21 protein-coding genes are annotated in these 23,857 nt (G+C 67.6%); 6 read left to right on the top strand and 15 right to left on the bottom strand.

Features of this window, described 5'->3' with window-relative positions; all coding sequences use genetic code 11:
• Positions 1-51: 51 nt before the first annotated feature.
• A complete protein-coding gene (locus tag ACM0O9_RS08175; RefSeq protein WP_414604126.1) occupies positions 52-966 on the top strand; it encodes a LysR family transcriptional regulator in 915 nt (304 codons plus the stop codon).
• 64 nt (positions 967-1,030) lie between these two features.
• Here the strand turns inward: ACM0O9_RS08175 and ACM0O9_RS08170 are convergent, their stop codons facing one another.
• Positions 1,031-1,537, bottom strand: a complete 507-nt coding sequence (locus ACM0O9_RS08170) for a hypothetical protein (RefSeq protein ID WP_032954412.1) — start codon at positions 1,535-1,537, stop codon at positions 1,031-1,033.
• Positions 1,538-1,648: 111 nt separating this feature from the next.
• Between ACM0O9_RS08170 and ACM0O9_RS08165 the strand changes: the two genes are divergently transcribed.
• On the top strand, positions 1,649-2,020 hold the full coding sequence (locus ACM0O9_RS08165; RefSeq protein WP_139727521.1) for a hypothetical protein: 372 nt from the start codon (positions 1,649-1,651) through the stop codon (positions 2,018-2,020).
• Positions 2,021-2,312: 292 nt separating this feature from the next.
• On the opposite strand, the gene gcvH is transcribed toward ACM0O9_RS08165, so the two are convergent.
• The 7 genes from gcvH to nudE form a co-directional block, all read right to left on the bottom strand.
• Positions 2,313-2,708 (bottom strand): glycine cleavage system protein GcvH, encoded by a 396-nt coding sequence (gene gcvH / locus ACM0O9_RS08160; protein WP_005418426.1) that lies wholly within the window; start codon positions 2,706-2,708, stop codon positions 2,313-2,315.
• Between the two features lie 93 nt (positions 2,709-2,801).
• Positions 2,802-3,914 carry a glycine cleavage system aminomethyltransferase GcvT gene (gene gcvT, locus ACM0O9_RS08155; RefSeq protein WP_164093543.1) on the bottom strand — a complete coding sequence of 371 codons (1,113 nt, stop codon included), beginning with the start codon at positions 3,912-3,914 and terminating at the stop codon, positions 2,802-2,804.
• A 159-nt stretch (positions 3,915-4,073) separates the two neighbouring features.
• On the bottom strand, positions 4,074-4,376 hold the full coding sequence (locus ACM0O9_RS08150; RefSeq protein ID WP_065178192.1) for an Mpo1-like protein: 303 nt from the start codon (positions 4,374-4,376) through the stop codon (positions 4,074-4,076).
• A 136-nt stretch (positions 4,377-4,512) separates the two neighbouring features.
• Entirely contained in the window at positions 4,513-4,842 is a 330-nt protein-coding gene (locus tag ACM0O9_RS08145) for a YnfA family protein (protein ID WP_053499515.1), read from the bottom strand.
• The gene (gene mazG, locus ACM0O9_RS08140) at positions 4,839-5,678 is read right to left on the bottom strand and encodes a nucleoside triphosphate pyrophosphohydrolase (RefSeq protein ID WP_279946258.1); all 840 of its coding nucleotides are present in this window, start codon (positions 5,676-5,678) and stop codon (positions 4,839-4,841) included. The genes ACM0O9_RS08145 and mazG overlap by 4 nt, the downstream gene beginning before the upstream one ends.
• Before the next feature lie 13 nt (positions 5,679-5,691).
• The gene (cysQ, locus tag ACM0O9_RS08135; RefSeq protein ID WP_053499520.1) at positions 5,692-6,495 is read right to left on the bottom strand and encodes a 3'(2'),5'-bisphosphate nucleotidase CysQ; all 804 of its coding nucleotides are present in this window, start codon (positions 6,493-6,495) and stop codon (positions 5,692-5,694) included.
• Positions 6,492-7,055, bottom strand: a complete 564-nt coding sequence (gene nudE / locus ACM0O9_RS08130; RefSeq protein WP_005418435.1) for an ADP compounds hydrolase NudE — start codon at positions 7,053-7,055, stop codon at positions 6,492-6,494. Before nudE ends, cysQ begins: the two co-directional genes overlap by 4 nt.
• Before the next feature lie 77 nt (positions 7,056-7,132).
• On the opposite strand from nudE, the gene bioA reads away from it, so the two are divergent.
• Positions 7,133-8,524, top strand: a complete 1,392-nt coding sequence (bioA, locus tag ACM0O9_RS08125) for an adenosylmethionine--8-amino-7-oxononanoate transaminase (RefSeq protein WP_235649174.1) — start codon at positions 7,133-7,135, stop codon at positions 8,522-8,524.
• Complete coding sequence (locus ACM0O9_RS08120; protein WP_065178188.1) at positions 8,515-9,252, top strand: 16S rRNA (uracil(1498)-N(3))-methyltransferase; 738 nt, start codon at positions 8,515-8,517, stop codon at positions 9,250-9,252. The genes bioA and ACM0O9_RS08120 overlap by 10 nt, the downstream gene beginning before the upstream one ends.
• Before the next feature lie 88 nt (positions 9,253-9,340).
• Here the strand turns inward: ACM0O9_RS08120 and ACM0O9_RS08115 are convergent, their stop codons facing one another.
• From ACM0O9_RS08115 to pilG, 7 genes are all read right to left on the bottom strand, one after another.
• Entirely contained in the window at positions 9,341-9,805 is a 465-nt protein-coding gene (locus tag ACM0O9_RS08115) for a chemotaxis protein CheW (RefSeq protein ID WP_005418442.1), read from the bottom strand.
• Positions 9,802-11,139: a chemotaxis protein CheB gene (locus tag ACM0O9_RS08110; protein WP_111176554.1), complete on the bottom strand. Its 1,338-nt coding sequence runs from the start codon at positions 11,137-11,139 to the stop codon at positions 9,802-9,804. Before ACM0O9_RS08110 ends, ACM0O9_RS08115 begins: the two co-directional genes overlap by 4 nt.
• The gene (locus ACM0O9_RS08105; RefSeq protein ID WP_414604127.1) at positions 11,126-17,839 is read right to left on the bottom strand and encodes an Hpt domain-containing protein; all 6,714 of its coding nucleotides are present in this window, start codon (positions 17,837-17,839) and stop codon (positions 11,126-11,128) included. Before ACM0O9_RS08105 ends, ACM0O9_RS08110 begins: the two co-directional genes overlap by 14 nt.
• A 100-nt stretch (positions 17,840-17,939) precedes the next feature.
• Complete coding sequence (locus tag ACM0O9_RS08100; RefSeq protein WP_049415562.1) at positions 17,940-19,976, bottom strand: methyl-accepting chemotaxis protein; 2,037 nt, start codon at positions 19,974-19,976, stop codon at positions 17,940-17,942.
• Between the two features lie 41 nt (positions 19,977-20,017).
• Complete coding sequence (locus ACM0O9_RS08095) at positions 20,018-20,548, bottom strand: chemotaxis protein CheW (protein ID WP_005418454.1); 531 nt, start codon at positions 20,546-20,548, stop codon at positions 20,018-20,020.
• On the bottom strand, positions 20,548-20,910 hold the full coding sequence (locus ACM0O9_RS08090; protein WP_414604128.1) for a response regulator: 363 nt from the start codon (positions 20,908-20,910) through the stop codon (positions 20,548-20,550). The genes ACM0O9_RS08095 and ACM0O9_RS08090 overlap by 1 nt, the downstream gene beginning before the upstream one ends.
• An 18-nt stretch (positions 20,911-20,928) precedes the next feature.
• Complete coding sequence (gene pilG / locus ACM0O9_RS08085) at positions 20,929-21,330, bottom strand: twitching motility response regulator PilG (RefSeq protein ID WP_005418455.1); 402 nt, start codon at positions 21,328-21,330, stop codon at positions 20,929-20,931.
• Positions 21,331-21,570: 240 nt separating this feature from the next.
• Here pilG and gshB point away from each other — a divergent pair, with 240 nt between their 5' ends.
• Together gshB and ACM0O9_RS08075 are read left to right on the top strand one after the other, a co-directional pair.
• Entirely contained in the window at positions 21,571-22,518 is a 948-nt protein-coding gene (gene gshB / locus ACM0O9_RS08080; protein ID WP_164093541.1) for a glutathione synthase, read from the top strand.
• Positions 22,518-23,402 (top strand): energy transducer TonB family protein, encoded by an 885-nt coding sequence (locus ACM0O9_RS08075; protein WP_065178182.1) that lies wholly within the window; start codon positions 22,518-22,520, stop codon positions 23,400-23,402. The genes gshB and ACM0O9_RS08075 overlap by 1 nt, the downstream gene beginning before the upstream one ends.
• Positions 23,403-23,857: the final 455 nt, after the last annotated feature.

Genomic DNA, 23,857 nt, shown 5'->3' with positions numbered 1-23,857 from the left:
CTGATTGATAAACTCCGCGCAGGTTTCAGCATTCAACACCCGGGGTGTCAGATGAACCTGCTGGAAAGCATGCAGGTCTACGTGCTGATCGTGGACAAGGGCAGCCTCAGTGCTGCAGCTGCGGCGATGGACATCTCCGCGACGATGGCCGGCAAGCATCTGCGTGCATTGGAATCACGGCTGGGCATGCAGCTGTTGAGCCGAACCACCCGGCGCCAGCACAGGACGCCGTTCGGCCAGGACTACTACACGCGCTGCCGGGAGATCCTGCGCCTGGTGGACGAAACCGATGCGCAGGCGCAGCACCAGCACCTGGCACCGGCGGGCACGCTGCGCATCAGTGCACCGGTGATCTTCGGTACGCATGCACTGGTACCGGCACTGGCCGAGTACATGGCGCGCCATCCGGATGTCCGGGTCGAAGCGACGCTGACCGATCGCGTAGTCGACCTCGCCGAAGAGGGCTTCGAAGCGGCGCTGCGGATCGGCACGCTGGCCGACAGCAGCGTGCTGGTGGCGCGAGCCCTGGCCCCTTATCGCCTGATGATGTGCGCCTCGCCGGCGTATCTGGCCAGGCATGGCACGCCAGACAGCGTGCATGCACTTGCCGGCCATCAATGCCTGTCGTTCGAACCGAGTGCACTTGCACAGTGGCTGCAGGACGACGCTGGCGAGCTCGACCACGTGCCCGACGGCCGGCTGCAGATCAACAATGGCGAAGCGCTGCGTTCGGCGGCGCTGCATGGCCTGGGCATCATCCTGCAGTCGACGCTGCTGCTGGCAGCCGATGTCGAGGCTGGGCGACTGGTGCAGCTGCTCCCAGGGCACGGCCAGGCCGGTCGGCCGATGCATGTGGTCTATGCGCACGATCGTTACCATTCCACCCGCCTGCGCAGCTTCCTCGACTTCCTGGTGGAACGATTCCCGCCGGCAATCGCCCAACCAGGCGACCGAAGCCGCCCATAAAAAAACCCCCTCCCCGCTGGGCAGCCAGGGAAGGGGGTTTCAGGATGCGGCTATCGGGAAGTACTTAGATCAGCGGCGCCGGGGTTGCCGGCAGAGCGACCGGAGCGGCCTTCTTCTTGCGGGCGGCCGGCTTGCGCTTGGCAACCTTCTTCGCTGCCTTCTTCGGGGCAGCCTTCTTGGTGGCCTTCTTCGCGGTCTTCTTTACTGCCTTCTTGGCGGTCTTCTTGACGGCCTTCTTGGCAGTCGCCTTCTTTGCGACCTTCTTGGCCGGCTTGCGGGCCGTAGCCTTCTTGGCAGTCTTCTTGGTGGCCTTCTTGGCCGCCTTCTTCGCGGTCTTCTTGACGGCCTTCTTGGCAGTGGACTTCTTGGCGACCTTCTTCGCCGCCTTCTTCACTGCCTTCTTCGCAGTGGTCTTCTTGGCGACCTTCTTCGCCGCCTTCTTCACTGCCTTCTTGGCAGTCGCCTTCTTCGCGACCTTCTTCACTGCCTTCTTGGCAGCGGCCTTCTTCGCGACCTTCTTCACCGCTTTCTTGGCGGCGGGCTTCTTCTTCGCAGCTTTCTTGGTTGCCATGGGATGGCTCCTCGTCAGTGATAGGGAGTTGAAACGCCCAGTTGGATCAAACCCGCGGATGCTGCGTGCGGGGACCGCCGGCGCGTCAAGCGCGCCGTTACGGATGCGGCGATGCCCGCCTCGATCGGCGGAGCGGACATCGGAACGGAAGGTGCCTTGCATTTCTCCGGGGGAAGCGGGGCCGTGTCCACCGTCATCAGGGTCGCGGTGGTCTTGAAGGGGCTGCTTCGCATCGGACGATTGATTCTGCGCACTCGGTTGGGCAGGCAAGGTCTGCTGAGGCGAAACCTAATCACGGTTTTTTTTACTGTCAACAACCCCCGCGAAAAATTTTCACATCCGCGCCTTTCCGAGTGCCGTCGGCGCCACTGCTCTACGCGGCCCGCCATGGCGGTTGAAGCGTCGCGCAAGCGTGCTGCATGCACCGGCATCGATGCATACGTTGAACAAAAAGCACTTGAAATAAGCACTCCGCGCATCTAGACACAGACTCGCAACGGCATCGCGCGTGCGACGTCGATGGTCACCGGCGCCGCCACCAACGCCAGCACAACAGCGCCGCAACAGGGGGCGAAAAGTTTTCACATCCGAGTGCGTCGGCGCGGGGCTGAAACGCGGATTTGCGCAAAACTGCGCACGCCCATCGGCACCGTTCGCCTGTCGGCTGATGCCACGCCGAGGGTGCGCAGCGAACCCCGCGTCATGAGTCCGGTGCAGTCGCCAAAACAAAAACGGCCACCCGAAGGTGGCCGTTCCAGAATCCGGAAACGACGACTCAGTGGTCTTCGTTCTCCAGGGCCTCGGCGTACGCGTCAGGGTCCAGCAGCTCGTTGACCTCATCGGCGTTGGTCAGTTCGACCACGAACATCCAGCCTTCGCCGTAGGCATCTTCGTTGATGGTTTCCGGCTTGTCGGACAGGGCCGAGTTGACCTCGACGACCTTGCCGCTGATCGGGCTGTAGACGTCCGAGGCGGCCTTCACCGACTCGACGACGGCGATCTGCTCGCCAGCCTTGGCGTCGGCGCCGACTTCCGGCAGCTCGACGTAGACCAGGTCACCCAGCAGGCCCTGGGCGTGGTCGGAAATACCGACGGTGACGCGGCCATTGCCTTCGACACGGGCCCACTCATGGGACTTGAGGAACTTGAGGTCGCCGGGGATCTCGCTCATGGGACTGCTCCAGAGATATGCAGGGGTGGAAAAAACGGGGCTAGTGTAACCAACCGGCCGCCACTGCTGTCAGTGACGACCGGCACGTACGGATCAGGCGTCGGTGAGCACGCCGGGCTGCGCCTGGCCTTCCCGAACGAACGGGAACTTGACCACCCGCACCGGCACCTGACGGCCGCGGATGTCGACGGTGACCTCGCCGAGTTCACCGGCCGGCACGCGGGCGAAGGCGATGCCCTTGGCCAGCGTCGGCGAGAAAGTGCCGGACAGGATCTCGCCCTGGCCGCTGGCCGTGGTGACCGTCTGGCCGTGGCGCAGCACGCCCTTCTCGTCCATCACCAGACCGATCATCTGGCGCGCGGTGCCGGCGCTCTTCTGCGCCTCCAGCACGTCGCGGCCGATGAAGTCGCGGCCTTCGTCCAGCGACACGGTCCAGGCCAGCGCCGCTTCGTACGGGCTGATCTCTTCGTCCATGTCCTGGCCGTACAGGTTCATGCCCGCTTCCAGGCGCAGGGTGTCGCGCGCGCCAAGGCCGGCCGGCTTCACGCCCGCCGCCAGCAGGCGGTTCCAGAAGGCGACCACGGCGTCCTGCGGAAGCAGGATCTCGAAACCATCTTCACCGGTGTAGCCGGTGCGCGCGACGAACAGCTCGACGCCGTCATCGGACTGCACCTGCAGGGCGGCGAAGCGGCCCAGCTTGGTCAACGCTGCGCGGTCGGCTTCGCGGGCCAGGCCGATCACGATGTCGCGCGCCTGCGGGCCCTGCACGGCGAGGATGGCCAGGTCCGGGCGCTGCTCGACGGCGACGTCGAACGGCGCAGCCTGCTCGCGCAGCCAGGCCAGGTCCTTCTCGCGGGTAGAGGCATTGACCACCATGCGGAAGAAGTCGTCGCCCAGGTAGTAGACGATCAGGTCGTCGATGACGCCGCCGCGCGGATTCAGCATGCACGAGTACAGTGCCTTGCCGGTCACCTTCAGCTTGTCGACCGAGTTGGCCAGCAGGCGGCGCAGGAACGGCTTGACCTGGTCACCGCGCAGGTCGACCACCGTCATGTGGCTGACGTCGAACACGCCGGACTCACGGCGCACCAGATGGTGCTCGTCCAGCTGCGAGCCGTAGTGGATGGGCATGTCCCAACCCCCGAAATCGACCATCTTGGCGCCAAGGGCGCGGTGGGTATCGTTGAGCAGCGTCTTCTGGGTCATGACCGGGTCCGGCAGCAGAGGAAACAGGAAACCCCATTATCCCAGATCGGTCGCCCGCAGGCGTGCCGCAGCGCAGCGGTTCATGCAAGCGGAAGTGCAACCCGCCCCGCCCTTTCCTCTGCCGGCGAGGCAATGCCCGCAAGACGCCGCAGCCGCCCGCTACAGGCGCACCCGCCCACGCAGGATGTCGAGGAACATCACCCAGTCACCCATGAACGAGTACAGCGGATGGCGGAACGTCGCCGGTCTGTTCTTCTCGAAGAAAAAATGGCCGACCCAGGCGAACCCGTAGCCGCAGAACAGGGCGCCAAGCAGGAACAGCGGCTGGCCGCGCAGCGAGGCAGTGGCGACCAGCAGCAGGACCCCGCAACTGCCGATGAAGTGCAGCCGCCGCGATACCGGGTGGCGGTGCTCGCTGAGATAGAACGGATAGAACTCGCGGAAGCTGGCGAAGCGGGACATGAGCAGGCTCCGGGGACCAGGGTCGCCCACATCATGCGCCTTCCGGAAGGCAGCGCTGCCCTTGTAGAGCCGAGCCATACTCGGCTTGCGCGTGCCAGCGCGGCCGGAAGGAAGAGCAGCCGAGCATGGCTCGGCTCTACACTGATGAAGTGCGCGGCCCGAACATGATCACCGCCATGCCGGCCAGGCACAGCGCTGCGCCCAGCAGGTCCCAGCGGCTGGGACGAATGCCATCGACCAGCCACAGCCAGAACAGCGCGGTGCCGATGTAGACGCCACCGTAGGCGGCATAGACCCGTCCACTGGCCGTCGGGTGCAGGGTCAGCAGCCAGGCGAACACGGCCAGGCTGGCCGCCGCCGGCAGCAGCAGCCAGACGCTGCCTCCCTTGCGCAGCCACAACCATGGCAGGTAGCAGCCGACGATCTCGGCCAGCGCGGTCAGCAGGAACAGGCCGAGCGTTTTCACGCCTTCTCTGCTGCCTTGGCCTGCTGCCACAGTGCTTCCTGCGCATCCAGGTCCAGTTCGGCCAACGCGTCACCCTGTGCGTCGGCCTGCGCTTCCATCGCGCGGAAGCGACGCTCGAACTTGTGGTTGGCACCACGCAGTGCAGCGCCCAGATCGATATCGGCATGACGCGCCAGGTTCGCGCAGACGAACAGCAGGTCGCCCAGTTCTTCCTGCAGGCGCGCCTTGTTGCCCGCGACATCGCCACGTTCGAACTCCTCGCGCAGCTCCTGCAGCTCCTCGGCGGCCTTGTCCAGCACCGGCAGCGGACCCGGCCAGTCGAAACCGACCTTGGCCGCGCGCGACTGCAGCTTCACCGCCCGCTGCCATTCCGGCAGGCCGCGCGAGACACCGGCCAGTGCGGAGGTGTCCTGCTCGCCCTTGGCGGCACGCTCGGCGCGCTTGATCGCCTCCCAGTTGCGCGTCACCCCGTCGGCATCGTCCACGCTGACATCGGCGAACACGTGCGGGTGGCGGCGCTGCATCTTGTCGCTGATCGCACGGGCGACCTCGGCGAAGGCAAACGCGCCCTGCTCCTCGGCCATGCGTGCGTGGAACACCACCTGCAGCAGCAGGTCGCCGAGCTCGTCGCAGAGATCGTCCAGGTCACCCCGGTCGATCGCATCGGCGACTTCGTAGGCTTCCTCGATGGTGTAGGGGGCGATGGTCGCGAAGTTCTGCTCCAGATCCCACGGGCAGCCGCCCTGCGGGTCACGCAGCCGCGCCATGATCGCCAGCAGGCGCTCCAGTTCGCTGCTTGCGGCGCTGCCGGTGGTGGGGGTGTCGTGCGCGCTCATGGGGCCTCCAGGATCAGTCGGACAACCAGTCGCGCCATGGCAGGCTGGTATCACCAAGGGCAATGAAATCGCCGTTCAACAGTGTCTCGCGGCGGTTGTAGCGGAACGGCTTGCCGGTCGCCGCCGACAGCACCGCGCCGCCGGCGGCATGCAGCACGCACTGGCCGGCGGCGGTATCCCATTCGGAGGTCGGGCCCAGCCGCGGATAGACATCCAGGCCGCCTTCGGCGATCCGGCAGAATTTCAGTGACGAGCCCTGTGCGATGGTCTCGATGCGGCCCATGCGCGCCAGCAGCGCCTCGGTTTCCGGCGAGCGGTGCGAGCGGCTGGCGGCAACGCGCAGCGGAGCCGTGGCCGGCGTGCGGGTGCGCAGCACGGTGTCATGCAGGCCCTGCCGCCGATAGGCCAGCTCGCCGCGCATGGCATGCCAGACGATGCCGGTGACCGGCGCCAGCACCACACCAAAGGCCGGCGCGCCCTGGTAGATCAAGGCGATGTTGACGCTGAATTCGCCGTTGCGCTTGACGAACTCGCGGGTACCGTCGAGCGGATCCACCAGCCAGTAAGCGCCCCAATGGCGGCGCTGCTCCCAGCCCACCTGCGCCGATTCCTCGGACAGGATCGGCAGGTCCGGTGTCAGCTGCCGCAGGCCCAGCTCAATGACCTGGTTGGCCGCCAGGTCGGCCGCGGTGACCGGGCTGTTGTCGTCCTTGATCTGGACCTCGAATCCATCGGCATACACCTGCATGATGGCTTGGCCGGCCTGCTGGGCGATGGCGATGGCGGTCTCGCGCAGGTCCGTGGTCAGTTTGATCATCGCGTTCCCTGCAGCCACTGGCGGGCAATGAACAGCGCCGCCAGCGAGCGTCCCTCGGAGAAGTCCTCGCGCAACATCAGCTGGTCCAGTTCGGCCAGCTTCCACGGCACCACTTCCAGTTCTTCCGGCTCGTCGCCGGCCAGCTTTTCCGGGTACAGGTCGCGCGCCACCACCAGCCACGACTGGTGGCTCATGTAGGTCGGGGCAAGGGTCATTGCGCGCAGCACGTCGACCCGGCGCGCACCGTAACCGGCTTCTTCCTTCAGCTCGCGGTCGGCGGCCTGCTCGGGGGTTTCGCCGGCGTCGATCCGGCCCTTGACCAGGCCCAGTTCGTAGCGGTGCATGCCGGCGGCGTATTCACGCACCAGCAGCACGGTCTCATCGTCGAGCATCGGCACCACCACCACCGCGCCGTGGCCACGGCTGACCAGGCGCTCGAACCGGCGACGTTCACCGTTGGAGAATTCCAGGTCCAGATGCTGGCGCTGGAAGGGGCCGTTCTCCTCATCGGTGATCCGATGGATGATCGGCAAGCGACGGCCGGCACGGTCATCGTTCATGCGGAATCTCCGCGGCGGCCGGCGCCAGCGCCGGGGCCGATAGAATGTGCAGGCAGCAACATGTTCATGAGCCCGAAATGCTAGCAGACCCAACCCCCTCCCCGCTGGCCCAGCACTGGCGGCAACGCGACCTGCAGGTGCTGTGGCACCCGTGCACGCAGATGCGTGAGCATCCGGACACCCTGCCACTGGTGCCGATCGCCCGCGGTGAAGGCGCATGGCTGATCGACCACGACGGCCACCGCTACCTGGACGCCGTCAGCAGCTGGTGGACCAACCTGTTCGGCCATGCCGAGCCGCGCATCGGCGGCGCCATCGCGGCGCAGGCCGGGCAGCTGGAACAGGTGATGCTGGCGGGCTTCGGCCACGAGCCGGCGATCACCCTGGCCGAGCGCCTGCTGGCGCTGGCGCCACGCCAGCCCGGCCGCGCGCCGTTGGCCAAAGTGTTCTACGCCGACAACGGCTCGGCCGGCGTGGAAGTGGCGCTGAAGATGGCCTTCCAGTATTTCCAGAACCGCGGCGAGCCACGGCGCACGCGCTTCATCGCGCTGGAAAACGGCTACCACGGCGAGACCCTGGGTGCGCTGGCGCTGGGCGATATTCCGCTGTATCGCCGCGTCTATGCACCGCTGCTGGCCGAAGGCCTGTTCGCGCCATCGCCCGATGCCTACCTGGCCGAACCGGGCCAGAGCGCGGCAGATCGCGCACGGCAGGCTGCCGACGGCTTGGCCACGCTGTTCGACCAGCATCCGGGCGAGATCTGCGCGGTGATCCTGGAACCGCGCCTGCAGTGTGCCGGCGGCATGCGCATGCATGACCCGGTCTATCTGCAGCGCGTGCGCGAACTGTGCGATGCCCATGGCGCGTTCATGATCGCCGACGAGATCGCCACCGGATTCGGCCGCACCGGCACCCTGTTCGCCTGCGAGCAGGCAGGGGTGATGCCGGACCTGATGTGCCTTTCCAAGGGCCTGACCGGCGGCTTCCTGCCGCTGGCCGCCGTGCTGTCCACGCAGGCGCTGTACGACGCCTTCCTCGACGACTCGCGCGAGCGCGCCTTCCTGCATTCGCACAGCTACACCGGCAATCCGCTGGCCTGCGCGGCAGCACTGGCGACGCTGGACATCTTCCGCGACGACGATGTGATCGCCCGCAACCGGGGCATCGCGTCGGTGATGGGCACGCTGGCGGCGCCATTTTCCGACCATCCGCACGTGGCCGACGTGCGCCAGGCCGGCATGGTGGTGGCGTTCGAGCTGTCGCGCGACGGCAACAGGCGCACGCCTTTCGACCCGGGCCTGCGGCTGGGCCTGAACGCTTACAAGGCCGCCCTCAAGCGCGGCGTGGTGCTGCGCCCGCTGGGCGACGTCCTGTACTGGATGCCACCCTATTGCGTGGATGACGAACAACTGGAGCTGCTGGCACACACCACGCTGGCGGCCATCGACGAGGCGATTGCATGCGCGTGACCCGCTGCCCCATCGACCTGGCGCTGCACAGCGGCCAGACCGTGACCCTGCCGGAAGAGACGGCCAACCACCTGGTGCGGGTGATGCGCCTGCGCGAGGGCGATACGTGCGTGCTGTTCAACGGCGATGGCAACGACTACAGCGCGACACTGACCGTGGCCGGCAAGCGCGAGGTACAGGTCCGCATCGATGCTGTGCAGGCCATCGACAATGAATCACCGCTGGCGATCACCCTGCTGCAGGGCATCGCCCGTGGCGAGAAGATGGACCTGATCCTGCAGAAGGCCACCGAACTGGGCGTGGCGGCGATCATTCCGGTCAACGCCGAGCGCACCGAGGTGAAGCTCGATCCAGCACGGGCCGAGAAGCGCGTGGCGCACTGGAACAACGTGGTGACGTCGGCCTGCGGCCAGTCCGGGCGTGCGCGCATCCCGCAGGTGGGTTCGCCGCTGTCGCTGGCGCAGGCTGCGGCGGTACTGCCGGCCGATACGCTGCGGCTGACCCTGGACCCGCGGGGCGCACATCGCCTGTCGACGCTGACGGCCGCTCCGGCAGGGGGCCTCGTGCTTGCGATCGGCCCGGAAGGAGGCTGGTCCCCGCGCGACCGCGACCAGCTGGCAGCGGCCGGGTTCCAGGGACTGCAGCTGGGCCCGCGGATCCTGCGCACGGAAACGGCCGGACTGGCCGCGATCGCGGCGTTGCAGGCGCGGTTGGGCGACCTGGGATAGGACAGGTTCGTGGTAGAGCCGGTCGCTGGCCGGCATCCACCGGATCATGGGGTTGCCGGCCAGCGGCCGGCACTACCGGTCTGGTGGATCAGGCGGCGAGCGAATCCAGCGCCGCTTCCAACGCGTCCAGGTTCGGCAGCAGTGCACTCTGCTCACCCAGCAGCACGCGCATGTGCACGGTCTGCGGCAGGGTTTCTTCGGAGGCGTCGGCTAGCAAGCCGTCGCGCGGCACCGAGATCAGCTGCGGAAAGTTCTGCGTCAGCAGCGCGTAGTACGGGCGCTGCGCGTTGCCGCTGAGGGACTTCAGCACCACCACCTTGTTGTGGCCGGCCACCGTCTCTTCGCCGAGCCCCGAAAGGCGTGCGAACGACACCAGCGGCACCTGCCAGCCGTGCCAGCCGATCTCGCCGACCAGCCAGCGCGGCGCATCGGAGACCGGCTGCACCGGCACGCGCGACATCATTTCGGCCACGGTGGCATTGGGCAGCAGCACGCGCTCGTTGCCGGCCTGGATCAGGACGCCGCGGATTTCGTCATTGCTGGCGTAGCTCATGGTGCGTCTCCGTTGTCGTCCTGCTCACCCCAGCGCGCGGCAATCGCCTGCGCCAGTTCCTGCGGTTCACCGGCCACCATGCCGGCAGCCACCACGGCGGTGGCCGCCGCCGGGTCATAGCAGCCCTCGCCCACCTGCCCGGCCACCCACGCACCGGCGGCCGCCAGGTCCAGCGCCGGGCCTACGTGGGCCAGGTCGGCACCGCTGAGCAGCACCAGCGCGGTGTGTTCGGCCGGCAGCGAAGCGAGCGAAATACCGTTGGCATCGCTCTGGAAATGCAGGCCATCGCTGGCCGCGCGCACGCCGATATCATCGGCCAGCACGTGCACTTCGCCCGGCACCGCGTGCTGGCCGGCCTCGGCCAGCTGCACCGGCAACGGCGAAACACGGGACATCTGCTTGACCAGATTGCCGTAGCGGCCACCATCCAGACGCATGTGCACCAGGACCGGCACGCTCAACGACGCGGGCAGTGCGCCGAGCAGGCGACGCAACGCATCCGGGCCACCGATGCCGGCCAGCACCAGCAGCGATGCGGCACGCGCACCGGCCGGGGCGACGGCATCCAGATCGACCAGGCTCAAATGATCGGTATCGAACGAGGGCTGCGGCGCGACGACCGGCGCCACGGCTTCTGCCGATACGGGTGCTTCGATCGATTCTTCCACCAGCGACCAGGCGGTGTGATCGAAGGAGACCGGCGGTGTCGCAGGCGTCGCCGGTTCGGCCAGTGCCTGCGGCGCCGAAGGCGGATCCAGAGGCTTGGGCACGACCGGCTGCAGCGCCGCCAGGGCCTGCTCCAGCGCGATCGGTTCGTGCAGGTCTGCCGGTGGCGAATACAGGCCGTCGGCCGGAACGTCATCGGCCCAGCTCAGCGCCTGTTCCAGGTGCGGGCGCAGGGCTTCTTCCTGCGGCGCCGGCGCGGGCGCCGGATGGCCAGGCTCCAGCTGCAGGCTGGGCTCTTCTTCGGCGCCCGGCGGCAACACCTGCTGGTGGCCGTGCAGCTTGGCGGCCAGGTGGCGCCCCCAGCGTTGCGCCTCCCAGCCGTCGCGGCGGGCGGCCAGCTCAGCCTCATCGAACACCAGGGTCAGCCCCGGTGCCGAGAGCACGGATTCCAACCGTTCCAGTGCGTCCTCGATGGCAGCTTCCAGCGCGATCACCACGAACTGCGGGGCCGCGGCCTGCAGGACCTGCGGCTCCAGGCCGTTCGGATCATCTTCCAGGACCAGCTGTACATCGGCATGCGCCAGCGCCTCGCGCAGGCGTTCACGCGCCGTACCGGGGCGGGCCAGCAGGGCGACGGCCGGGGCCGGATGGGTTTCACTCACGGACACGGGCGATCCCCAGCAGGTCGTACACGTTACGCATCAGGTCCAGTTCCTGGTACGGCTTGCCCAGATAACGCTGGACACCGATCTCGAAGGCACGCTGGCGGTGCTTGTCGCCGCTGCGCGAGGTGATCATCACGATCGGCACATCCCTGTAGCGCGGATCGGCACGCATCACAGTGGCCAGCTCGTAGCCGTCCATGCGCGGCATCTCGATGTCCAGCAACATCAGGTCCGGCACGCGCTCTTCCAACCGCTCCAGTGCTTCCACGCCATCGCGGGCGACACTGACTTCGAAGTTGTGGCGTTCGAGGATGCGACCGGTCACCTTGCGCATGGTCAGCGAGTCATCGACCACCATCACCAGCGGCACCTGGCGTTCGTCGCGCGGCGCATTGGCCAGCACCGGTGCCGTCGGATTGGCCAGGAAGCGGCGCACCAGCGGCGCGACGTCCAGGATCACCACCACGCGGCCATCGCCGGTGATGGTGGCACCGTAGATGCCCGGTACCGATGCGATCTGCAGGCCCACCGGCTTGACCACGATTTCGCGGTTGCCCAGCACCTGATCGATCGCCACGGCTGCACGCAGGTCGCCGGCGCGGACCAGCAACAGCGGCACCTGGTCCTGGCCATCGGCACGCGCCGGGGCCTGCCCGACCAGGCTGCCGAGGTCATACAACGGATAGTCTTCGCCGCTGTAGCGGTAGCTGCTGTCGGCGGCCTCGAAACGTTCGCGCGACAGGCGGCCGATACCGCTGACCGAGGCCACCGGCACGGCGAAGGTGGTCTCGCCGATCTGCACGAACACCGCCTGGGTGACGGCCAGCGTCTGCGGCAGGCGCAGGGTGAAGCGCACGCCCTGGCCGCGCACCGACTGGATATCGACCGAACCGCCCAGCTGGCGCACTTCGTTGCGCACCACGTCCATGCCCACGCCACGGCCGGCCAGCTGGCTGACCTGGTCAGCGGTGGTGAAACCAGAGGCGAAGATCAGGTTGTCCAGTTCCTGCTCGTTCGGCTGGGCATCGGCAGCCAGCAGGCCACGGTCGATGGCGCGGCGGCGGATCGCCTCGCGGTCCAGGCCGGCGCCGTCGTCGGCCACTTCCAGCACGATTTCCGAGCCTTCGCGGTGCAGGCGGATGGCGATCTCGCCCTCCTCCGGCTTGCCGGCGGCGCGGCGCTGGTCCGGCGCTTCCAGGCCATGCGCCACGGAGTTGCGCAGCATGTGTTCCAGCGGCGCGACCATGCGATCGAGAACATTGCGGTCCAGTTCCCCGTGGGTACCTTCCAGGGTCAGGTGGACCTGCTTGCCGGTATCCATGCCGGACTGGCGGACCACGCGGCGCAGGCGCGGCACCAGGCCATCGAACGGCACCATGCGCGCGCGCATCAGGCCGTCCTGCAGCTCGGAGCTGACGCGCGACTGTTGTTGCAGCAGCGAATCGTACTGGCGCGACAGATCGTCCAGTACCCCTTGCAGGCCGCCAAGGTCGGCCGCCGATTCGTTCAGCGCACGGCTGAGCTGCTGCAGCGTGGAGAAGCGGTCCAGCTCCAGCGGATCGAACTTCTGGTCTGCCTGGTCCTGCTCACGCTGGTAGCGGGCGACGATCTGCGCTTCGGTTTCCAGGTCGAGCCGGCGCAGCTGGTCGCGCAGTCGCGCATTGGTGCGCTCCAGCTCGCCCATCGCACCACGGAACGCGCCGAGCTGCTGCTCGAGGCGCGAGCGGTAGATCGCCACTTCACCGGCATGGTTGACCAGGCGGTCGAGCAGATCCGCGCGCACGCGCACCTGTTCCTGCTGCGGGCGTGCCAGCGGATCTTCATCGACCACGCCTTCGGCCGGCAGCGGTGCCGACAGTGGCGCATCAAGCAGTGCCGGTGCCGATGCCGGACTGGCAACCGGTGCCGAAGTGGCTTCTGCGACGCTCGCCACGTTGGCTGCGGCTGCAGCAGCCGCCGCAGCGATATCGGTGGTGGTACGCACTTCGAACGCGTCGACCAGGTCCTGCGCCGGTTCCACCACGCGGTGGTCGCCGGTGCGGGTGAGCAGCTGGTGCAGCCGATCAAATCCGCGCTCCAGCAACTGCACATCGCGGCGTTCGATCTCGGTGCGACCAGCGGCGACGGCTTCCAGCAACGATTCGATGCTGTGGCCAAGATCGCCGATGGCGTTGATGCCGGCCATGCGTGCGCCACCCTTCAGGGTATGCAGGTCACGCTGCAGGCCGGCCAGCACCTCGCGGTCCTGCGGCGCATCGCGCAGCTCGCTGATCAGGCCATCACAGTGGTCGAGCAGGTCCTTGCCTTCCTCGACGAAGATGTCGACCAGCTCGCGATCGTAGACGCTGAAGTCGAGCGTATCGGCGCTGTCTTCCGGCACCGGGATGTCAAGGACGTCGGGTGCCACGGTTTCAACCACGTCGGCGTCAGGCGCGCCAACGGCCGGGGCATCCGATACGGCATCGGCATCGGCATCGGCAGCTTCGGCGTGGACTTCCACCTGGCCCGGCGCGTCTTCCAGTTCGAAGAACCGCACCGGTTCGGCGGTGGCCGGCGTCGCGGCCTCCGCGATCTCCTCATTCACCGTCGCCGGGGACGGCTGATCGGCGCTCTCTCCTTCACCGATCGCCGCCTCCCCGCCGACGTCCGCATCCTCGGCAAAGGCTTCCGCCTCGCCCGGCGCGAGTTCGCTGGCCTGCAGGCCGAGCACGGACCTTTGCCCGTCGTCGGCCAGGGGCTGCTCTTCGTCGATCACGTGCAGGCCGGCCTCGAGCGCGGCGTCCAGCGAGACCGGTTCTGCAAACCCCGGCGCAGCCATTTCATCCTGCAGGCTCGACAGCTCGCTGTCGAGTGGCAGTGCAGCAGGCGTCTCGAATGCCTCAGCGTCCGCGACGTGCACGTGATCGAACGAGGACGCATTCAGGTCAGATGCGACGGCTTCGACAGCATCCGGAATCTCTTCGGCATCGCGGTCGTCGACCGGCAGCGCACTGGCATCCAGGTACGGCGACAGATCGTCCACGACGGTCAAACCGGCATCGTCGGCCAACAGCGGCGCGCTTTCGGCCTCCGCCTGGACACCGTCTACCTCAACGCCCGGAACGTCATCGGCCACCTGGATCGATTCGACCACCGGTAGCGACGCCGCTCCCTCACCAGGTACCGACGGCCATCCGGCATCGAAGTAGCGCGAAAGATCGTCGCTGGCGGTCAGCTCACCGACCTCCAGCCCGCCCTCGCCCTCGATCGCGGCATCCTCGACCGGGGTTTCGGCGACATCGGCAACTGCCTGTGGTTCCTGCTCCGCCGCGACGGACGAAAGCGGGACCGCATCGGTTTCAGGCGCGACGGCTGCCGGGGCGTCCGCATCCCATTCCGCCGTCGGTTCGTCATCCAGCGCCAGCTCAGCTTCGTCGTCCTCCAGGCCCACCATCGGCCAGCGCGCTTCCGGCAACTCGCTGGCCAGCGCCTGCAGGCGCTGTGCCAGTACCTGTTGCGGTGCGATACGCGGCTGTTCGGCCTGCAGCGCTTCCATGGTGGCGGTGATCGCCTGCGCGGTCGCATCCAGCGCGGCCACGCCCTCATCACCCGGCACCACTTCGGCGGCCAGTGCACGCTTGATGTAGGACTCGGCACCGCCGGTTACAGCCGTGATCTCGGGCACTTCGGTCATCGCGAAGGCGCCGTTCATGGTGTGCACTGCGCGCAGGAGTGCGTCGCTGACCGGCTGCGGTGCCTGCTGCGCCGAACGCAGCCAGTCCTGCAGGGTGGCCTGATGGACTTCCACCTCGGCCTCGAGAATCTCGCGCAGCACGCTGTCGATGTTGGCCGGCGTGCCGGTGGCTTCGGCCTTCTCGGCGGTATCGGCCAGCGCCGAAGCGGCAACCTCGGCGTCGAGAATGCGGATGATCTCGTCTTCGCCCTCGACTTCGGCCACCGGTGCAACCGATGCAGTGGCCCCAGGCAGGGGTACGTAGTAGGTCTCCTCGCCTGCACCGACACGATCGGCGATGGCCTGCATGGCCTGCAGGTCGACGCTGATGCGGTGGCCATGGCGCAGCGCCGCGTTCAGCTGCGGCAGCGCCGCATGCGCGTTGTCGACCATCGCCAGCACGGCGGGAGATGGGGCGCGGCTACCATCCAGCACGCGGTTGAGCATGCCTTCGATCTTCCACGCGAACTCACCCAGGGTGCGTGCGCCGACCAGGCGGCCACTGCCCTTGAGGGTATGGAAGATGCGGCGGATCGGGCGCAGCCGGTCCATGTTGTCCGGCTGCATGCGCCATGCCGGCAGCAGCGTGCCGAGATTGGCCAGCTCATCGTCGAACTCTTCCAGGAACACCTCGCGGATGTCCTCGTCGATGTTCTCGGCATCGTCGTCGAAACCGACGTCGAAGCCCGCATTGGTGTCGGCGTCGGTCCCGGCAACGGCCGAATCCACCGCCTCCGGCGCTGCCGCAGCGGCCATCGCCTGTGGATTGAAGCCGGCAGCGGCCGCACTCAACTCGGCGAAGAACTGGGCGTCGGCCTCGCTGAAATCGATCGGCGCGATGGTGTCGATATCGATCACCGACACGGCCGGAGCGGACGTATCCGCCGCAGGAGCCGCCGCATCGATCAACGGCGACGTGATCGACGGTACCGGCAGGTCATCCGGGGCCTCATCCACCCCGGCCAGCGGCGGAACGACGGCATCGACGATCTCCAGCGACGGATGCAACGCGGCGTCATCGTCCAGCGACAGCGTTTCCATCGCATGCAGCGACAGCACGTCGTCAGCGTTGTCCAGCGCGTCGGCATCGAAGCGGAACACCACGTCGTCGGCCACGGCAGCCGCATCCTGTTCGGCCGCCACCGGGTCGAACACCGGTGCAGCATCGAAAGCGGTCGCGGAGGAATCCACCGCGTCCGTCCTCTCATCGATCACAGGCGCTGCGCTTTCCTCAAGCATCTGCGGCGCCCCGGACAGCGACCACTGCGGCGCACCGGAGTGATCACCCTCGGCCAGCTCGAAGCTGACCGGATCGAAACTGGCGAAGGTCGGGCTGCGCTCGTCATCGGCAGGCACGATGGCGTCGGCCTCCGGATGGAACGGCGCCAGCTCCCACTGCGGGACATCCGGCGCAGGTGCGCTGGACGCCGCGAAGACCAGCGATGCGTCCGCATCGTCGTGCGTCGGCAACGGCGAAGCACCGGTATCAGCCGTGCTGGCGGCCACGGCTGCCACGGTGCCCAGCGCGCCGAACATCAGGCGGTTGTCGGACACCATCGGCGCCGGCGAGGCCGGCGGCGGATCGAAGGTGAAGTCCGGCAGTGGCACCGGCACGTCGCCGGCAGCGGGCGCCGCAGGCTGCACCGGAACCTCGATGCGCTCCGGCTGCAGGGGCTCGGCCTGCAACGCAACCGGCTCACGTTCGACCGGCAGCAGTGCCGGCGCGTCCGGCGCAACGGCATTGTGCTCCGGCAGCGGCCAGTAGCGCAGTGCCTCGAGGCTGCTGCGGGTGATTTCGAGGATGTCCTCTCGGCCCGGGCGGCGGTCGCGCAGGGCTTCCAAGTAGTACTCCAGGCTGGCCATGGCATCGGCCAGGGTGTCCAGTTGGCGGCCGCTGGGCACGCGCTGGCGGCCGATCAGTTCGGCCTCGATGTACTGCTGCACGCCGCGCAGGTAATCGGCGGCGGTACCCAGGTCGAGCATGCGCAGCGCGCCGGACACATCGCCCAGCAGGCGTGGCACATCCTGCAGCTCGGCATGGTTCCAGCTGGTTTCGATGAAGGCGACGAAATGCTCGCGGGCAGCGGCGAAGTTGGCGATGGCTTCATGCGCCAGCACCTCCACCGTTCGCCGGTTCTCGACCGCGCTCGGGTCGTCCTCGCCACTGCCGCCGGCGCCCAGATGGGCAACCTGGTCGTCCAGCGAGGCATCGACGTACAGCAGTGCACCGGCAATATCCAGCAGCAGGTTCTCGTCGATCTGCTGGCGACCTTCGACCACGCCGCGCAGCGCATCGCGCTGCTGCACGACCACGCCGCGGGCCACGCCCAGGCCCATCATGCCCAGCGTATCGGCCACGGCGCCGAGCTCGTTGGCCTGGGTCTGCAGCTGTTCCGGCGCACCACCGGTGCGCAGGTGCAGGTCAAGCGCATCCTTGATGCGCAGCAGTTCTTCCTTCACCGCGCTGCCGACCGTGTCGAGCAGCTCGCGATTACGCCCGCTCAGGCTGCCACGGGCATGGTCCAGCTCGGCCTCGGTGGCGGTGACGCTGTCCGGCGCAAAGGCCAGCAGCACACTGTCAGTGACGCCTTCTTCGCCGCGCGACGCACGGATCTCGTTGAGCAGCGGCATCAGCACGATCGGAATGTCGCGATGGCCGTTCTGCAGGCGTTCCAGATAGTCGGGCAGCAGCACGCTGCCACGCATCAGGGTTGCGCAGGCTTCATCACGGTCGGCCACGCGGCCGGCGCCGATGGCGTTGGCCAGCTGCTCCAGCTCTTCGGCCACCATCGCCGGGGCATACAGCTCGACCATGCGCAGGGTGCCCTGCACCTGGTGCAGGTAGCCGGCGCAGATGCGCATGCGGCTGGCATCGGTCGGGTCTTCGGCGTAGTACTCGACCTCGTTGCGCACCTGGCGCAGGGTCTCGTCCAGCTCGGGCTTGACCCAGCCCAGCGCTGCGTGGCTCATCGCATCGCGCAGACTGCTCATGGACGCGCTCCGTTCGCCGCCGCGCGGTGGCCGCGCGAGTTCTGGCGTGGGGAATGGAAATGCTTCATCGACTGGTTCCTTGCTCGCCGCCCTGCCCGTGTCACGCCGGCAGCTTGAAGTCGGCGACCGAACGGCGCAGGTCCGCCGCCAGCTGCGCGAGGTGGCCGATCGACTCGGCGGTCTGTCCGGCACCCTGCGAGGTCTGCCCGGTGATCTGCCGGATCACGCCCATGGTGCGGGTGATGTCCGAGGCGGCAGCCGACTGCTGCTGGGCGGCGATGGAGATGTTCTTGATGAGGGTGTTCAGCGCGTTTGACACGCGTTCGATCTCGGTCAGCGCGGTACCGGCGTCCTCGGCCAGGCGCGCACCAGACACCACTTCGGCCGTGGTCTGCTCCATCGAGGTGACCGCTTCATTGGTGTCGGCCTGAATGGCCTGGACCAGGTTTTCGATGCGTCGGGTCGCACCCGAGGTGCGTTCTGCCAGGCGCTGCACTTCGTCGGCCACGACCGCGAAACCGCGGCCCGCTTCACCGGCCGACGCGGCCTGCACCGCCGCGTTCAACGCCAGGATGTTGGTCTGCTCGGAAATGTCGTTGATCAGTTCCACGATCGAGCCGATTTCCTGCGACGACTCGCCCAGGCGCTTGATGCGCTTGGAGGTTTCCTGGATCTGGTCACGGATCTGGTCCATGCCCTGGATGGTCTCGCGCACCACGCCGGCACCCTCGGCGGCGATCACCACCGAACGCTGTGCCACGTCGGCCGACTCGGCCGAGTTGCGCGACACCTGCTCGATGCTCGCCGCGATCTCCCCGATGCGGTCCGAAGCCGAGGTGATCTGGTTGGCCTGGTGCCCCGCGGCCTCTGCCAGCTGCATGGCGGTGGCCTGGGTTTCCTGGGTGGACATCGCGACCTTGGCCGAGGTGTCGTTGATGGTGGTCACCAGGTGGCGCAGCTCGTCCACCGCGTAGTTGATCGCGTCGGCGATCGCGCCGGTCATGTCCTCGGTCACCGAGGCCTTCACCGTCAGGTCGCCCTCGCCAAGCGAGGAGATTTCGTCCAGCAGCCGCATGATCGCCTGCTGGTTGCGGCTGTTGAATTCGACCTGGGTCTGGTAGCGCAGTTCCTGCTCGCGCGAGCGGCTGCGCACGTTGGTGGAGACGAAGCCGATGATCGCGATCAGCGACAGCGCACCGGACACCACGCCGATCCAGAAGTTCGGGAACAGGCGGGTGTCGGATACCGAGCCGAACGAGGAGAACGCATCGAACAACTTGCGGCTGTCATCCAGCATGTGGGCCGAACCCTGGCCCAGCGCGGTGGCAGCGGACTGCGCCGCAAACAGCTGGCGCGAGCTGGCCAGGATCGCGTCGGCGTCCTGCTTCATCGCTTCCCACTTCTGCTGCGACTGTTCCAGCGCGGCCACGGCGGCGGCACCGCGCACGGCGGTGATGCCCAGTTCCTCGTTGCCGTTGCGCAGGCCGTCGAGCACCTGCGAGAACACGGTGATGTCACGTGCCAGCGCATCGCCGGAGGTCGCCGCGGCGCTGCCACCGGCACGCATTTCGGTCACGCGGCGGGCCATCGAACCGGCCACCACGACCTGCTGCAGCGCGCTGTACACCTGCGACGACGGCGCGCCGGAAGCGGACATCGCACGCACCAGCTCGTTCAGCTGGGCCTGCAGGCCCGGCACTGCGCCGGTGAAGTTGTTCGCGTTGCCGGCCAGCGCCAGCACGGCCGGTTCGCTGGCCACCAGCTGCCCGGCCTGCTTGCCCAGCGGCGCCCAGGTCTCGCCGAGGGTGGCGATGGCACCGGCGACGCCCGGCTCCTTGCCGTAGCGTCCCTGCAGAGTCGACACGTTCTGCTCGATCGCGTTGCGGGTGGCCTTGAAGGCGGTGAAGGCCTGGGCGTTGCCGCCGACCGCGTCACGTCCCTGGTTGGCCAGCTGCTGCGACAGCACCTGCAGGTCGGCGGCCTTGGAGCCGGCGTCGGCAAGGCGGCTGCCCTGCCAGGTGGCGACGCCGGTGTTGACGCCGAACAGGATCATCGATGCCAGCAGCAGGAACAGCCAGAGGTTGCTGCCGCCCAGCCGCAGCTTGCCGGTCTTGGTGGCGTCCGAAGCAGTACTCATCGTTCAACCTCGATCTTCAATGCAGGGGGCGATGCCCGGCCTCAGGCCGCGGCTTGCCGGAATTCAGGGGTGCGCGACAGCAGCGAGAGCGAGAACACGCCCCAGTCGTGGCCGTCGGCATGGAAAGCACGATCGACGAAATGCCCGTAGCGGCCTTCGGCCAACGTGCCCGCTTCGATCTGCTGGTCCAGCTCGAAGCTGCGCTGGCCGAACAGTTCATCGATGGTCAGTGCGACGTCGCCGCCGGCCTGGCGCATGATCAGCACGCGCTGGCCTTCCTGCTGCACGGTGCGCGTGCCTTCCAGGAAGTACTTCAGGTCGACCACCGGGAACAGGTTGCCGCGCAGGTTGCCCACGCCCAGCAGCCAGGGCTGCGCACAGGGCACCGGGGTCACCGGCGGCATCGGTACGATTTCCACCACTTCGCGGAAATCGGACACCAGCCGGCGCTGGCCGACGCGGAAACCCACGCCACGCCACAGGTCCTGGGCAAACTGCTTCCCGGGCAGCTGCACCGCATGGGCCAGGCTGCGCCGTTCATAGGCTTCAAGGATGTCGAAGGGCGAGCGCATCAGGCCACCAGTTCGTTGATCCGCGCGATCAGTTCATCCTCGCGCGGCGGCTTGACGATGTAATCGGTGGCGCCCTGGCGCAGGCCCCAGGCCTTGTCGGTTTCCATCGCCTTGGTGCTGACGATGATCACCGGGATGTGCTTGATCGCCGCATCACGGGCCATCGCACGGGTCGCCTGGAAGCCGCTCATGCCGGGCAGGACCACGTCCATCAGCACCAGCTGCGGCACCTGGTCGCGGACCAGCTGCAGGCCATCCTCGGCGTTGTCCGCTTCCAGCACTTCGTGGCCGGCACGGCGCAGCCACTGGGTGAACACCGCGCGGTCGGTCGGTGAATCCTCGATCAGAACGATACGAGCCATTGTGCCTTTCCCCCCTGGTCAGGCGTTGACGTATGTGCGGATGGCACCCAGCAGTTCTTCACGCGTAAAAGGCTTCGTCAGGTACTGCTCCGAGCCGACGATGCGTCCCCGCGCCTTGTCGAACAGGCCATCCTTGGACGACAGCATGATGACCGGGGTCGCTTTGAACAGCTGGTTGCCCTTGATCAGCGCGCAGGTCTGGTACCCGTCCAGGCGCGGCATCATGATGTCGACGAAGATGATCTGCGGTTGCTGGTCTGCGATCTTGGCAAGCGCTTCGAAGCCGTCGGTGGCGGTGACCACCTCGCAGCCTTCGCGCTTGAGCAGCGTTTCCGCAGTCCTGCGGATGGTCTTCGAATCATCGATGACCATCACCCGGAGTCCTGCGAGTTCCCCGCCCGCAGTCGTGTTTTCAGTCATTGCCTATCCCCAAGCGCACGGCCCGATCTCTGGCGGGGGCCGCTGCGAAAGCGTATCTATATCGCACTTTCCGCGCCCGCTTCAAGGCCGCCCCACGGCGCGGGGCATGGCCCCCTCCTGAACGTGACGGGTTTCGCAATGAGTGCGCGACCGCCGGGCGGACGCTGCGTTGCAGTATGGCAGGGAGGCGCGCGACCGGCGTTGCCGCTACCATCAACGCCTTGCCTGACAGGTGCGACCATGCCGTTGAACGTCATCGTGGTGATGGACCCCATCGCCCACATCAAGATCGCCAAGGACACCACCTTCGCCATGCTGCTGGAAGCCCAGCGCCGCGGCCATGCCCTGCACTACGTGCGGCCGGGCGGACTGGCCCTGGAAGGTGGCGTGGCGGTGGCCCAGACCGCGCCGCTGCAGGTGCGCGACGACCCGGCCGGCTGGTATGAGCTGGGTGAGTTCAGCCGTACCGAGTTCGGACCCGGCCAGATCGTGCTGATGCGCAAGGACCCGCCGGTCGACGCCGAGTACATCTACGACACCCAGGTGCTGGACGTGGCCGCCGCTGCCGGTGCCTGCGTGGTCAACAACCCGCAGGGCCTGCGCGACTACAACGAGAAGCTGGCTGCCCTGCTGTTCCCGCAGTGCTGCCCGCCGACCCTGGTCAGCCGCGATGCCAAGGCGCTGAAGGCCTTCGCCCTCGAACACGGCCAGGCCGTGCTGAAGCCGCTGGACGGCATGGGCGGCCGCTCGATTTTCCGCAGCGGCCAGGGCGATCCGAACCTGAACGTGATCCTGGAGACACTGACCGACGGCGGCCGCAAGCTGGCGCTGGCCCAGAAGTTCATTCCCGACATCAGCGCCGGCGACAAGCGCATCCTGCTGGTCGACGGCGAACCGGTCGATTACTGCCTGGCGCGCATTCCCCAGGGTGACGAGTTCCGCGGCAACCTGGCGGCCGGGGGCCGTGGCGAAGGGCGCCCGTTGAGCGAGCGTGACCGCTGGATCGCCGGCCAGGTCGGCCCGGAGATGAAGCGTCGTGGCATGCGCTTCGTCGGCCTGGACGTGATCGGCGATTACCTGACCGAGGTCAACGTGACCAGCCCGACCTGCGTGCGCGAGCTCGACGCGCAGTACGGCCTGAACATTGCCAGCACCCTGTTCGACGCGCTCGAGGCCGGCCTGCGCTGATGCCGTCCGCACCTGCCGTTCTGCCCCCGCCGCCACGCGAAGCGCAACGGCTGGGGGCCACCATCGCACTGTCGGTGCTGGTCCACGCCCTGCTGATCCTGGGCGTGGGCTTCGCCGTGAAAGGCGATGCTCCGCTGGTGCCGACGCTGGAAGTGATCTTCAGCCAGACGCGCACCGCACTGACGCCAAAGCAGGCTGATTTCCTGGCCGCCGCCAACCAGGAAGGCGGTGGCGAGCACGACCGCGCACAGCGTCCGCGCGACAACCAGGCCGGCATCGTGCCGCAGGCGCAATCCGGACTCAGCCCGGTTCCCCAGCAACAGCAATCGGCCGCGCCGGTTCCGCCGCCGCAGGCACGGGTGGTCAGCAGCCGCAATGGGGAGGACACCGTGGCGCAGGCGCAGTCCCGTCCAACGCCGGAACAGCCTGAGCCGGATGCGCCGCTGAGCGCGCGCGAGCAGCGTGATGCCGAGATGGCGCGGCTGGCGGCCGAGGTGCATCTGCGCTCGGCGCAGTACGCCAAGCGCCCGAACCGCAAGTTCGTGTCGGCCAGCACGCGCGAATATGCCTACGCCAATTACCTGCGCGCCTGGGTCGACCGCGCCGAGCGCGTCGGCAACCTGAACTACCCGGACGAGGCCCGGCAGCGCCGGCTCGGCGGCCAGGTGGTGATCAGCGTCGGCGTGCGCCGCGATGGCAGCGTGGAAAGCAGCCGGATCCTGCGTTCAAGCGGGACGCCGTTGCTGGATGAGGCGGCGCTGCGGGTGGTGCAGCTGGCGCAGCCGTTCCCGCCGCTGCCGAAGACCGAGGACGAGATCGACATCCTGCAGGTCACCCGTACCTGGGTGTTCCTGCCGGGTGGCACCCTGCACGACGACCGGTAGGGGTTTGTTGCCCGGGCCTGCGGCCCGGGACCCGCTGAAAGGCTAGAGCAACGGCAACAGCAACAGCAACAGCAACAGCGGCGGTTGGTGTACTGAAGCGTGGCGAGGCGGTGTCGGGCGGCGGGGACGCCGCAAGTACGTCCGTGTAGGCTTAGCCGCGGCATCCATGCCGCGGATACCCCGCCGCCCGACACCGCCCCGCCTCTGACAGATCACGGCGCACCATTGCTTGGGTAGGTGTCGACCTTGGTCGACACACATCCACGCCACGCGTGGATGCGAGCGAAGCGATCCGCTTTTGACTTTGATTTTCTTTTGATTTTCCGTGGCGGACGCACACGGAAACTGTCAGAGGTCGGGCGGGGTGGGTTCGCGGGGGTATCCGCACCATGGATGCCGCGGCCAAGCCCCCATGGGTGAGGGCGCTTCGCTTGCGAAGCATTGCTTCGCAAGCG

This window comes from Stenotrophomonas sp. FR012, assembly GCF_047520565.2.
Taxonomy (GTDB): domain Bacteria; phylum Pseudomonadota; class Gammaproteobacteria; order Xanthomonadales; family Xanthomonadaceae; genus Stenotrophomonas; species Stenotrophomonas sepilia.
The sequence above is the reverse complement of the archived record's forward strand: the minus strand, read 5'-3'. Positions and strand labels throughout refer to the sequence as shown.

Coding starts and splice junctions, on each gene's coding strand:
- ACM0O9_RS08175 (WP_414604126.1), top strand. CDS start 52: ATGAACCTGCTGGAAAGCATGCAGGTCTACGTGCTGATCGTGGACAAG.
- ACM0O9_RS08170 (WP_032954412.1), bottom strand. CDS start 1,537: ATGGCAACCAAGAAAGCTGCGAAGAAGAAGCCCGCCGCCAAGAAAGCG.
- ACM0O9_RS08165 (WP_139727521.1), top strand. CDS start 1,649: ATGCCCGCCTCGATCGGCGGAGCGGACATCGGAACGGAAGGTGCCTTG.
- gcvH (WP_005418426.1), bottom strand. CDS start 2,708: ATGAGCGAGATCCCCGGCGACCTCAAGTTCCTCAAGTCCCATGAGTGG.
- gcvT (WP_164093543.1), bottom strand. CDS start 3,914: ATGACCCAGAAGACGCTGCTCAACGATACCCACCGCGCCCTTGGCGCC.
- ACM0O9_RS08150 (WP_065178192.1), bottom strand. CDS start 4,376: ATGTCCCGCTTCGCCAGCTTCCGCGAGTTCTATCCGTTCTATCTCAGC.
- mazG (WP_279946258.1), bottom strand. CDS start 5,678: ATGAGCGCGCACGACACCCCCACCACCGGCAGCGCCGCAAGCAGCGAA.
- cysQ (WP_053499520.1), bottom strand. CDS start 6,495: ATGATCAAACTGACCACGGACCTGCGCGAGACCGCCATCGCCATCGCC.
- nudE (WP_005418435.1), bottom strand. CDS start 7,055: ATGAACGATGACCGTGCCGGCCGTCGCTTGCCGATCATCCATCGGATC.
- bioA (WP_235649174.1), top strand. CDS start 7,133: ATGCTAGCAGACCCAACCCCCTCCCCGCTGGCCCAGCACTGGCGGCAA.
- ACM0O9_RS08120 (WP_065178188.1), top strand. CDS start 8,515: ATGCGCGTGACCCGCTGCCCCATCGACCTGGCGCTGCACAGCGGCCAG.
- ACM0O9_RS08115 (WP_005418442.1), bottom strand. CDS start 9,805: ATGAGCTACGCCAGCAATGACGAAATCCGCGGCGTCCTGATCCAGGCC.
- ACM0O9_RS08105 (WP_414604127.1), bottom strand. CDS start 17,839: ATGAGCAGTCTGCGCGATGCGATGAGCCACGCAGCGCTGGGCTGGGTC.
- ACM0O9_RS08100 (WP_049415562.1), bottom strand. CDS start 19,976: ATGAGTACTGCTTCGGACGCCACCAAGACCGGCAAGCTGCGGCTGGGC.
- ACM0O9_RS08095 (WP_005418454.1), bottom strand. CDS start 20,548: ATGCGCTCGCCCTTCGACATCCTTGAAGCCTATGAACGGCGCAGCCTG.
- ACM0O9_RS08090 (WP_414604128.1), bottom strand. CDS start 20,910: ATGGCTCGTATCGTTCTGATCGAGGATTCACCGACCGACCGCGCGGTG.
- pilG (WP_005418455.1), bottom strand. CDS start 21,330: ATGACTGAAAACACGACTGCGGGCGGGGAACTCGCAGGACTCCGGGTG.
- gshB (WP_164093541.1), top strand. CDS start 21,571: ATGCCGTTGAACGTCATCGTGGTGATGGACCCCATCGCCCACATCAAG.
- ACM0O9_RS08075 (WP_065178182.1), top strand. CDS start 22,518: ATGCCGTCCGCACCTGCCGTTCTGCCCCCGCCGCCACGCGAAGCGCAA.